15 protein-coding genes are annotated in these 10,215 nt (G+C 50.2%); 10 read left to right on the top strand and 5 right to left on the bottom strand.

Going from position 1 to position 10,215, the window contains the following annotated elements; translation table 11 throughout:
- From Q0V82_RS15730 to Q0V82_RS15715, 4 genes are all read left to right on the top strand, one after another.
- Positions 1 to 469 (top strand): cbb3-type cytochrome c oxidase subunit I (locus Q0V82_RS15730; RefSeq protein WP_297577264.1); only part of this gene is annotated, 469 nt, incomplete at its 5' end.
- Between the two features lie 118 nt (positions 470 to 587).
- A complete protein-coding gene (locus tag Q0V82_RS15725; RefSeq protein WP_297577262.1) occupies positions 588 to 1,091 on the top strand; it encodes a cytochrome c oxidase assembly protein in 504 nt (167 codons plus the stop codon).
- Positions 1,088 to 1,273: a DUF2970 domain-containing protein gene (locus Q0V82_RS15720; protein WP_288842218.1), complete on the top strand. Its 186-nt coding sequence runs from the start codon at positions 1,088 to 1,090 to the stop codon at positions 1,271 to 1,273. Before Q0V82_RS15725 ends, Q0V82_RS15720 begins: the two co-directional genes overlap by 4 nt.
- Positions 1,270 to 2,136: a cytochrome c oxidase subunit 3 gene (locus Q0V82_RS15715; RefSeq protein ID WP_297577258.1), complete on the top strand. Its 867-nt coding sequence runs from the start codon at positions 1,270 to 1,272 to the stop codon at positions 2,134 to 2,136. The genes Q0V82_RS15720 and Q0V82_RS15715 overlap by 4 nt, the downstream gene beginning before the upstream one ends.
- 78 nt (positions 2,137 to 2,214) lie before the next feature.
- On the opposite strand, the gene Q0V82_RS15710 is transcribed toward Q0V82_RS15715, so the two are convergent.
- The gene (locus tag Q0V82_RS15710; protein ID WP_297577256.1) at positions 2,215 to 2,403 is read right to left on the bottom strand and encodes a DUF2909 family protein; all 189 of its coding nucleotides are present in this window, start codon (positions 2,401 to 2,403) and stop codon (positions 2,215 to 2,217) included.
- On the opposite strand from Q0V82_RS15710, the gene Q0V82_RS15705 reads away from it, so the two are divergent.
- The 5 genes from Q0V82_RS15705 to Q0V82_RS15685 all read left to right on the top strand — a co-directional run bounded on the left by Q0V82_RS15705 (position 2,387) and on the right by Q0V82_RS15685 (position 6,201).
- Positions 2,387 to 3,118 (top strand): SURF1 family protein, encoded by a 732-nt coding sequence (locus tag Q0V82_RS15705; RefSeq protein WP_297577254.1) that lies wholly within the window; start codon positions 2,387 to 2,389, stop codon positions 3,116 to 3,118. The two genes, Q0V82_RS15710 and Q0V82_RS15705, sit on opposite strands and share 17 nt — an antisense overlap.
- A 13-nt stretch (positions 3,119 to 3,131) precedes the next feature.
- Positions 3,132 to 3,602 carry a hypothetical protein gene (locus tag Q0V82_RS15700; RefSeq protein ID WP_297577252.1) on the top strand — a complete coding sequence of 157 codons (471 nt, stop codon included), beginning with the start codon at positions 3,132 to 3,134 and terminating at the stop codon, positions 3,600 to 3,602.
- A gap of 60 nt (positions 3,603 to 3,662) precedes the next feature.
- A complete protein-coding gene (locus Q0V82_RS15695) occupies positions 3,663 to 4,670 on the top strand; it encodes a heme A synthase (protein ID WP_297577250.1) in 1,008 nt (335 codons plus the stop codon).
- Complete coding sequence (cyoE, locus tag Q0V82_RS15690; protein WP_297577248.1) at positions 4,667 to 5,566, top strand: heme o synthase; 900 nt, start codon at positions 4,667 to 4,669, stop codon at positions 5,564 to 5,566. Before Q0V82_RS15695 ends, cyoE begins: the two co-directional genes overlap by 4 nt.
- A gap of 104 nt (positions 5,567 to 5,670) precedes the next feature.
- Positions 5,671 to 6,201 (top strand): YfaZ family outer membrane protein, encoded by a 531-nt coding sequence (locus Q0V82_RS15685; RefSeq protein ID WP_297577245.1) that lies wholly within the window; start codon positions 5,671 to 5,673, stop codon positions 6,199 to 6,201.
- Positions 6,202 to 6,283: 82 nt separating this feature from the next.
- Here the strand turns inward: Q0V82_RS15685 and Q0V82_RS15680 are convergent, their stop codons facing one another.
- From Q0V82_RS15680 to Q0V82_RS15665, 4 genes are all read right to left on the bottom strand, one after another.
- A complete protein-coding gene (locus Q0V82_RS15680; RefSeq protein WP_297577243.1) occupies positions 6,284 to 6,844 on the bottom strand; it encodes an alpha/beta hydrolase in 561 nt (186 codons plus the stop codon).
- A 217-nt stretch (positions 6,845 to 7,061) separates the two neighbouring features.
- A complete protein-coding gene (locus Q0V82_RS15675) occupies positions 7,062 to 8,372 on the bottom strand; it encodes a hemolysin family protein (protein WP_297577241.1) in 1,311 nt (436 codons plus the stop codon).
- A 110-nt stretch (positions 8,373 to 8,482) separates the two neighbouring features.
- Positions 8,483 to 8,728, bottom strand: coding sequence for a hypothetical protein (locus Q0V82_RS15670; protein WP_297577239.1), 246 nt, complete (start codon positions 8,726 to 8,728; stop codon positions 8,483 to 8,485).
- 160 nt (positions 8,729 to 8,888) lie between these two features.
- The gene (locus tag Q0V82_RS15665) at positions 8,889 to 9,782 is read right to left on the bottom strand and encodes an AraC family transcriptional regulator (protein WP_297577237.1); all 894 of its coding nucleotides are present in this window, start codon (positions 9,780 to 9,782) and stop codon (positions 8,889 to 8,891) included.
- A gap of 140 nt (positions 9,783 to 9,922) precedes the next feature.
- On the opposite strand from Q0V82_RS15665, the gene Q0V82_RS15660 reads away from it, so the two are divergent.
- The coding region (locus Q0V82_RS15660; protein ID WP_374758556.1) for a carbohydrate-binding protein at positions 9,923 to 10,215 on the top strand (293 nt) is incomplete at its 3' end.

Genomic DNA, 10,215 nt, shown 5'->3' with positions numbered 1-10,215 from the left:
GGTCGCGCATTTTCATTATGTATTGGTCGCTGGCGCGCTATTTAGCTTGTTTGCAGCCACATACTACTGGTTACCAAAATGGACCGGCTTTATGTACCACGAGGGGCGCGGCAAGTTTCATTTTTGGTGGTCGATGCTGTGGTTTAACGTGACGTTTTTCCCGATGCATTTTTTGGGGCTCGCTGGCATGCCTCGGCGGATTCCGGATTATGCGCTGCAATTTACCGACTTTAATGTCATCGCTAGCGTCGGCGCGCTGTGTTTTGGTCTCGGTCAGGTGTTCTTTTTATTCAATGTGATTCACACCATTCGCGGCGGTGTTGGCCCGGCGCCGAGTCGGCCATGGGAAGGCGGCAATACCTTGGAATGGGAAGTGCCTTCGCCTGCGCCACATCATACTTGGGAAACGCCGCCGGATTTAGCCACCGTGCAGCGCGGTTTACGCGCGCAAGGTTTGGAGAACGATTGATGACACGCAATCATAAAACCGCGCTAAAACTGGTGTTGCTGGCGGTACTGTTTTTTATCGCCGTGATGCTCAGACAAGTTTATTTCACGGTTTGACCTCGCATCAGCAAGGATCAACGATGGATTTAACGCAAAAAAATCAGCGTTTGGCGTTGCGTTTAATGGTGGTGGCGCTGTTGATGTTTGGTTTTGGCTATGCCTTATCGCCGCTGTATAGCGCATTTTGTAAAGCCATTGGCCTAGATCGGGCACAGGCGGCCATTACTCAACCGGGCGCTGCGCTGCGCTTGGAGTTTGATAGCAATGTGGCCGCCGACTTGCCGATGACGATGCAGGCTTTAGATCCGGTGGTGATGGCCAAAGCGGGCGGGGTTGTCAAAGCGCGCTTTGTGTTGCAAAACGAATCCGACCAAGTATTACAAGTGCGCGCCGTGCCAAGTTTTGCGCCGGTGCGGGCGGCAGGCTTATTACAAAAATTAGAATGCTTTTGTTTTGATCAATTGCAAATAGCGGCCAAAGAGCGGCGTGAAGTGACGGTGGTGTTATTGGTTGCCGACCAATTGCCCGCCGAAATGGGCGCGGCGACTTTGTCGTATAGTTTGCAAAAAATGGCCCAGCCATGAAGACCTTATGGGCGACGATATTGGCAGTGCTGGCGGGGTTTTTTGGCGTGAGAAGTCGCAAAAACGCCGAGCGAGCGCCGCTTAAATTGCCGTATTTAATCGCCGCTGCGGTGCTGTGCGCGCTACTTTTAGCGGCGCTATTGCTGGCTTTGGCGCGATATTTAGTGAGAGGTGGAGCATGAATGTAGAGAACGGCGTTCACGATGCGCATTACTTTGTGCCGCCCCCCTCGCGCTGGCCGGTGGTCGGGGCGGTGGCCTTGTTTTTTATTGGCTTGGGTGCGGCACTGAGTCTGAATCAAGTTTCGCTGGGTACTTGGAGCTTATTGCTGGGCGCGGCGATTTTGATTTGGATGCTATTTGGCTGGTTTGGCGACGTGGTGAAAGAGTCAACGGCGCAGCAATATGGTCTGCAGGTGGATTATTCATTTCGTTGGGGAATGAGCTGGTTTATTTTTTCTGAAGTGATGTTTTTTGCCGCATTTTTTGGCGCTTTATTTTATACCCGGGTGATTTCTGTTCCCGAATTGGGCTTTTTTAGCGATACGCAAAGCTTGCTATGGCCGGCTTTTAAGGCCGATTGGCCGATGGCAACCGGCCCCAAAATTGCGGCTTATCATGTGATGGGTGCGATGGGCTTACCTGCGCTCAATACCGGCATTTTATTGACGTCGGGCCTGACGTTAACTTGGGCGCATTGGGCATTAATGCAGAATAAACGGCAGCAACTCAGCCTGGGCTTAGGCATTACCGTTGTGCTGGGCACCTTGTTTTTATGTTTGCAGGCGTATGAGTATCGGCATGCGTGGAATGAGCTGCATTTAACCTTGGCTTCAGGCGCTTATGGCGCGACGTTTTATATGCTGACCGGTTTTCATGGCATGCATGTGTTGGTCGGCACGATTATTTTGGCGGTGATGTGGTTTCGGGTGCAAAAAGGCCACTTTACCCCGCAAGCCCATTTTGGTTTTGAGGCGGCGATTTGGTATTGGCATTTTGTCGATGTGGTGTGGTTATTGCTGTTTATTTTGGTGTATTGGCTATAAGCAGACAGGCTCGCCAGCGTAAACCCAAAGCGGCTTGATCAAGGCTTGGCCTTTTTGCCGACAGCTTGGTGTCATGGCTTAAAAATTAGGCGTAATCCAGCCCATTAGGCCACTGAGAATCAGAAGTAAAAATAAGCCCATCGACAATGCCACTCGCCATGCGAGTAGGGTGAGTAAGCGTTGTGATTCCCCACGGATTAGGCGAGTTAAAGCGAGCACAAGCAGTGCCATGATGGTTAGGAGTAGTGCTATGAGTACGATTTTCATTCCCGATCCTCCAGCTCATCAGCTTAAGCCAAATCAACAGATTTTGCGCAAACGGCAGTACGCTGCGCTGATTTTTTTGGCGGGTTTGGTGTTACTGACTTTGTTGTTAGGTGCTTGGCAGATGTGGCGGGCCAATCAAAAGCAAAGTTTGATCGATCAAATCGAGGTCCAGCAAGCTTTACCCACGCTCACCTGGTCGCAAGGCGTGCCACCGGCTTGGCGGGTGTTATTGCTTGATGGTGAGTGGTTAAATCAAGCCGAGATGCTGCTCGATCAGCGGATTTTAGATGGCAAGTTGGGTTATCACTTGATTACGCCTTTTCGTTTAAAAGACGGCTCGATTGTGATGGTTAACCGCGGTTGGTGGTCGCCTGGCGAGCGGGTGCTGCCGCCAATCGCTCAAGAGATGCCGCGAGTGACGATTCAGCCGTGGCCGCGCTTTATTGAATTGGGCGCGACGCCGATTCAGGGGCGGGTATTTCAAAATTTAGATCTTGGCCGTTTTGCTGCTTGGGCGCATTTACCCATGCCGATGGCTTATGGCGTGGCGCTAGATGCCCCGGCGGGTATTTATCCTTTAACGGTGGATAGACCGATGGGGGTGGCGCGGCATTTGGCGTATGCCCTTAGTTGGTGGCTGATGAGTGCTTTGGGGGCGTATTTATGGTGGCAGTTCTACTTGGCAGCAAGGAGGGGGTATGTCAGTAAAGGCTAGATCTAGATTTGTTTTGATATCAATACTGGCCCTATGTATCTCGCCGGTGTTATTGGCGCAATGGTTTTGGGTCAGCGGCGACGTTAAAGGGGGCCATAGCTATGGCCAATTATTGGCGCAACCGCTTGTAGCGGCCGATCAGCAATGGCGCTTGGTGGCGCATGACCCTGCGGGCTGCAGCGCCTTGGCCACTCAATTGATGATGAGCGCCCAGCAATTGCAAATGGCCCAAGGGCGCGAGCGTGGGCGGATTCGCAGTGTTGCGGCGTGTTCAATGCCATTGCCAGCGCATTTTTCCTCGGGTTTATATCTGATTGATCCGCATGGCAATGCGGTGATTTTTTATCCGCCAGCGTTGTTGCAAGACGTCGCTGGGCGGCAAAAAACCATTCAAGAGATTGCGACCATTTTAAAAAACAATCGAGGTTTAAGTGTCAGTACAAAAGTTGGCTGGCAAGGCGGTGAAGCTACCGGCAGGACTTGAGTACGACCAGACGAGACAACGAGGCAAAAAACGTTGGCCTATCGACTTAACTTGAGGTGAATGATGATTCGAGCGCTATTGCTACTAACCATCCTTTGGACGTTCACCCTCATCATGCTGGGCGCGTATGTGCGGTTATCGGATGCGGGTTTGGGTTGTCCAGATTGGCCCGGTTGTTATGGGCAACTCACCGCACCCGATGAGCCGCACGAGATGACTCGGGCCGAGCAAACCTTTGGTGGGGAAGTGCATGCCGGCAAAGGCAGTAAAGAAATGCTGCACCGTTATGTGGCCGCCGGTTTAGGCGTGCTGGTGTTGGCTTTGGCGATTTTATCGTGGCGACAACGGCCAGAGCGCTTGCCAAGGTGGCTGATTGTTTTACCTGTGCTGCTGATTGTTTTTCAAGCGCTGCTTGGCATGTGGACGGTAACTTTAAAACTCATGCCAGCGGTGGTCACGGCGCATTTATTGGGGGGCATGAGTTTGCTGGCTTTATTGGTGGCGATGGCAGGCCGAATCGCCACCCCGCTGCCGGCGGCTTTTGCTGAGGTGCGATCGGCTTGTTATCTGGCGCTTTTACTGCTCACCGGACAAATTATTTTGGGCGGTTGGGTCTCAACTAATTACGCTGGCTTGGCGTGTTCAACTTCAGTTTTTTGCCAAAACGAGCTCGCAGGGCATAGCGGCGTTTGGGAGGCGTTTCGCCCTGATCGCTTATTGGGGCAAACGGCCGATGGTGTGTCTTTAAGCTTGGCGCATTTAGCGGCGATCCAAAGCTTGCATCGCTTGGGTGCCATGCTGGTGCTGCTGGTGATTGGGCGCTTAATTTATGTATTGCATCAGCGCTCAAGCCGTTTGGCATTGCCGTTGGCGGCAGCATTATTGCTACAGATTGGTCTGGGGATCAGCAATGTGCTGTATTCATTACCCTTGCCATTGGCGGTCGCGCATAACGGCGGTGCTGCGCTGTTGTTAGCGATGATCGTTTTTATCGCCGCGCGCGTGCCGGCGGCTCAATACACTGCGACTGCGCGCCTTGAAGCGGCGTGGGTCAGGAGCTCGATATGAATAGCTTGGCCATCGTTGTTTCGCATCGCGGCAGTGATTTATTGCGTTTAGGTAAGCCACGGGTGGTGGTGCTGATTGTGTTTTGCGCCTTGATTGGGATGCTCTTGGCCATGCCCAGCAGTATGCAATGGTCGGTGTTGTTGGCTGCGTGTATTGGCATTGCTTTGGTGGCGACTGGGGCTGCCGCCGCCAACTGTATTTTGGAGCGTCAGCGCGATGCCTTAATGGTGAGAACGCATTTGCGCCCTTTGCCGCAAGGGCATTTATCTTGGCAGTGGGCGGCGGTGTATGCGCTGTTTTGCACCTGCTTGGGTTTAATGATGTTGGGGCTGTTTGTTAATACACTCACCATGTATCTGACGCTAGCTACCTTTTTTGCTTATTCAGTGGTGTATACCCATTGGTTAAAGCCGCTAACCCCGCAGAATATTGTGATTGGTGGCGCTGCGGGTGCAATGCCGCCAGTGCTGGGTTGGGCGGCAATGACTAATTCAGTTCCGCCCGAGGCGGCGGTGTTGTTTTTGATTATTTATGCTTGGACCCCACCGCATTTTTGGGCCTTAGCTTTATATCGGCTGGATGATTATCGCCGAGCGGGCTTGCCGATGTTGCCGGTGACGCATGGCCGCGCATTTACGCAATTGGCGATTTGGCTGTATTCATGGATTTTGGCGGCAACGACTTTACTGCCATTGGCTTTGGGTTTTTCTGCCGGAGTTTATGCTTTGGCAGCGATTTGGCTTAATGTCGGTTTTTTGCGCCGAGCGTGGCAATTGTATCGTCAGCCCAGTGATGCCTTGGCCAAAGCGCTGTTTCGCTATTCGATTCATTATTTGGCGTGGCTGTTTGCCGCTTTGTTATTGGATCATTATTGCCAGCGTTTACCGTGGTTTTGACGCTAAATTCAGTAAGGCATGCCGATCTGTATATTTGTACATAGCGGCGATGCGCATAAAAACTGTAAGCTTTGCGGCCAATTTATCTGCCGGATACTATTTTCATGCGTATTTATATCACTGCCTGTGCGTTAGCACTTTCTGTTGGCGCACATGCAAGCGATTTTTCAGCTTCAATCGGTCATGAATACGTCGGTGCGCATTACAGCAATAACATCAATCAACTCAAGCTTTCGGCCGACTTGTTATACAACTACGACCGCGAAAATACGATTGCCAATATCGGCTTGGGTAAGAATATTCCGCTCGGTGACAATACCTTGACGCTGGGCGCTAAGGCCAATTTGCTCGACTTTAATTACAGCGATACTGAATATGCGCTGTCTTTTGGTGGCGATTTGACCATCCCATTGACTCAGCAGTTTTCGCTTTATGGCAGCGCCTATTGGGCGCCAAGCTTTGCGTCTTCAGGTAGCTTGACCAGCTATGTTGATTCTTCTGTCGGCGTTCGTTTCAATATCAGCAAACCGATTGCCATTGATTTCGGTTACCGCTTTAGCCAAGCCGAGTTCCATGATCGCTACACCCGTACCGTTGCAGACGGCTTGTACGCTGGTGTTGGTTTGAAATTCTAATTGCTGTGATTTTGAGTTAACCATGAATAAAGCGAGGCCAATGGCACTCGCTTTATTTTTGCCCATCAAACCCGCACTGACCCTAAGCCAAATTAGCGCTTAATTCCAGTTGCTGACATTGGCTAAGTAATTGATTCAGTAATGCCAAGCCAGCAGGCCAATCGCCAAAACCACTCGCCACATTAATATGGCCATAAGCGCCAAGGTTTTTCCAGCTACTGCCCCATGCCGTTGCCGTGTGGATGGCAAATTCGAGTGAAGCATAAGGGTCATTACTGCTGGTGACGACCATGCTGGGAAAGGGCAGTGGCGCTTTTGAAAGTGCATCAAAACCGATCGCAGCATCTGGAAAATGCGGATGGCGTGGATCAGGTGGCGCGACTAGAAAAGCACCGCGGATCGATTTGGTGGTTTGTGCCGCCCAATTGGCAACGAGTAAACAGCCTAAACTATGGGCGATTAAGATCGTGTCTGGGCCTGAGCGTTGTACTGCGGCGTCTAAATTGGCCAGCCAAGCATCATGTTGCGGACAATCCCAGTTCGCTTGCTCAACGCGACTGAAGTTGCTATTGGTTTTTTCCCAGCGACTTTGCCAGTGCGCTTCATTAGAACCATTCAAGCCCGGCACAATCAGAAAATTCATGCTTTATCCTTTTTTGAAGCCATAAGCCGCAGCCTGCCTGTGATACATGCTGTCACAGTAGCTCAATATATTGTTACGTAAATGGTATATTATTATTCGTTAATTTGTCATGTAAATTACATGAAAATAATGTTTTACGTAAATTTAGCCACAGTTAAGTTGGATTTGGCAGGTAGACGCGCAGCAGCGCCGAGGATGATTAGCGCTGCTGGCCGAGTTAAACGGATGGGCTGGAACTCTCGCTTTGCACGCGGGTGACTAATAATTGGTCAATTTTATAATGATCAATATCGACCACTTCAAATTTAAACCCAGCATGAATCACGCAATCGGTGCGCTTGGGCACTTTGCGTAAGATATACATCATAAAACCGGCAATGGTTTCGTATTGATCATCATCGGGGAAGGCTTCGATTTGCAAGACGCGCTCTAAATCGCCAATCGCCGTGATGCCATCGACCAGCCACGAGTTTTCATCGCGCTGGACGATTTGTTCTTCGTCAGGCGCAATATATTGATCGCCCATTAGCATGCCGGTAATGTCATTCATCGTAATCAGACCAACGACTAAAGCATATTCATTGATGATGATGGCAAAGTCTTCGCGCGCCGCTTTAAAGTGCGCCATGATTTCAGCCAGCGTCAGCGATTCAGGCAAAATCAGCGCATTGCGCAATAGGCCATCGCCGCGTAATGAAATACTTTCTCCGCGTAGCACATTACTTAAAATATCTTGTGAATCGACATAACCAATCACTTGATCAATATTACCCATACATACCGGAAACTTGGCATGCGGGTGGGCCAAGATTTTATTTTTGATCAGCTCATCGCTTTCTAAACGATCAATCCAGATAATGTTTTCGCGCGCAGTCATGCTCGATGGTGCGGTACGCTCTTCGAGCTCAAAAACGTTTTCAATCAGTTGATGCTCTTGTTTGGCGACTACGCCAGCTAAAGCGCCAGCATTGGCTAAGGCCAAAATATCTTCGGTGGTAATGTCATTTAACCGTGCGGCAGGCAAGCCAAGGCGTTGAATCACCCAGTTGGCTAAACCATTAAAAAACCAAACCAAAGGCCGTAAGCAAGAGACGCAAAATAAAATCGGCCGCACAATCCGCACTGCAACGGCTTCAGACGCCGCCATACCAATTCGTTTGGGAATCAGATCGGCAATTAAAATAAACGCGGTGGTGACCATCAGAAATGAGCCAATCGAACCCAGACTTTGCGCCTGCGTAGGATGGATGTATTGGCTAAAAAATTGGGTAAAGGCTTGGGCGTAAACACTTTCGCCGAGTACACCGGCCAAAATAGCGACGACATTGACGCCAATTTGCACGGCAGTAAAAAAGTGCCCAGGTTGCAACTGTAGGCCCAAAACCAGACCGGCGCGGGCGTCGCCTTCATCGCGCATTTGCTCTAGTTTAAGCTTACGGCTGGCGGCGAGTGAAATTTCTGAAATTGATAAAAAGGCACTAATTGCAATCAATAAGGCAATCAGCAGCGTGCTACTGAGTAAATTCATTGGCTAAATCCAACAATGATAAGCACTGTAGCATAACGAGTTCTGTCGTAAATCGACAGTAAATAATCAGTTTTATCCGCTGATTAAATATCATGTGGCTGCGCTGCGGCTTATTGAGTCCTCGCACGCAAAGGCGTGTGGCGCGCAATTTGCGCCAATTGCGCTTCATAATCTTGGCGTAAATCGGTGTCGAGTTGATTCTTGGCGATCAATTGGCATAGCTCGCTGATATAACTTTCGACATCAAGTTCATGCACTTCAATGTGGGGATTGCTCGGTGCTAGGGCACTTACAGCCGTTGGATTGGCCGCAGTATTGGGCTCAAGATTGAGTAATTTAGAAAATAAGCTAGGCATTGCACAATATCAATATAATTAATTGCTAATTTTAACGTTTAAGTCATTGATTCTCTGCGTAAAAACGCCATAGTGCTGCGGTATTTATACCGTGAAAAGCCTTCGCCACGAGGCCGGACGGGATTTGAATGGTGAGCGATTGAGACTACCAAGTTCGCTGTCAGTTTGGCGTTACGCTGGGGTGGGTATCGTGCTGTTTGCGCTGTTGCGCGCGACTAATTTCACCCGGCGGTAAGCCAAAATGACTGCGAAAGCGCCGTGAAAAACTGGCGATTTCTTCATAACCGACCATGATTGCGACATCGCTGACGCTATGATTGCCACTCGATAGCAATTGATGGGCTCTTTGCATGCGTTGCTGAATAATCAATTGCTGCGGCGTAGCGCCCAAATGTTTTAAGCACAATCTTTGGAAATGCGCTGCACTCACGCCATATTGCTGCGCTAGAACATCGACACGCCAGCTTTGAGCGGGCGCATAAGCAATGCCGGAAAATAATTGCTGTAATCGATCCGGCAATGCCACGCTTTGCACCGCGCCGTTGAGCATACGCTGTAATAAAGTCATCACCAATTGCAGCGCACTGCCGGCTTGAGATTGTTGTTTGATTCGCGCTTCAAAGCACAATGTATGTAGGGCATAAAATAGATTGTGCGCATATTGCACCGAAACAACGCTCGCATCGCTGCCTGCGAGTTTATTCCAGTAGGGCACGTCATCGAGCAAAAACCAAGCAAAGCGCCAATGTTCACTGCGCCGCTGAAAGCCACGATGGCCATACGCCGGTAATACTGCGAGTTGATTGGGCCCTAAAGTCAGTCTGCGCTCGCCATCAATAATGTCGCCTTGTCCTTCGACGCCAATCAATAAGATATGAAATGGCGCGCCCATTCGCTCAATATGAAACTGCCCACGCGCCTCGGACACGCCCATAAAGTGAATATGATGCTCGGCAAGGCTGGTTAGTTGCGGGTGATGAAACGGGCGCACGCCAACGCTCATTTGCTGCGTTTCTGGGCCAATCTCAAATAACTCTTGATAGATCATCGACATGTTCGATTCGGACAAAATGCAAGTGTCATTCTGCTATTTCGTCATTCTTCCTCATCGTTTAGTGTGGTTGGCTCACTGCGGCTTTAGGGTGAGCAATGACTTTGATTCATTATTATAAAAATGAACAGGATGGAGACAGAATGAATGAGTTTAACAGGGCCATCTTGGCCGCCACGATTTTGAGCGTAGCAAGTGTTGCATATGCTGCAGATCCAGTCTGGCAAGAAGGAAAAACTTACTCGCTGGGCCAACGGGTAAGTTATCAAAATCATACTTATCAGGCCATTACTGCGCATACGGCCTATGTCGGTGCGGGTTGGAATCCGGCGGTTTCAGCGACGCTTTGGCTTGACTTGGGAGCCAACGGCAGTACCCTGTCAAGCCCAAGCCCAAGCCCAAGCCCAAGCCCAAGCCCAAGCCCAAGCCCAAGCCC

Origin of the sequence: uncultured Deefgea sp. (genome assembly GCF_947072475.1) — a bacterium.
In the GTDB taxonomy this organism is placed as follows: Bacteria; Pseudomonadota; Gammaproteobacteria; order Burkholderiales; family Chitinibacteraceae; genus Deefgea.
The sequence above is the reverse complement of the archived record's forward strand: the minus strand, read 5'-3'. Positions and strand labels throughout refer to the sequence as shown.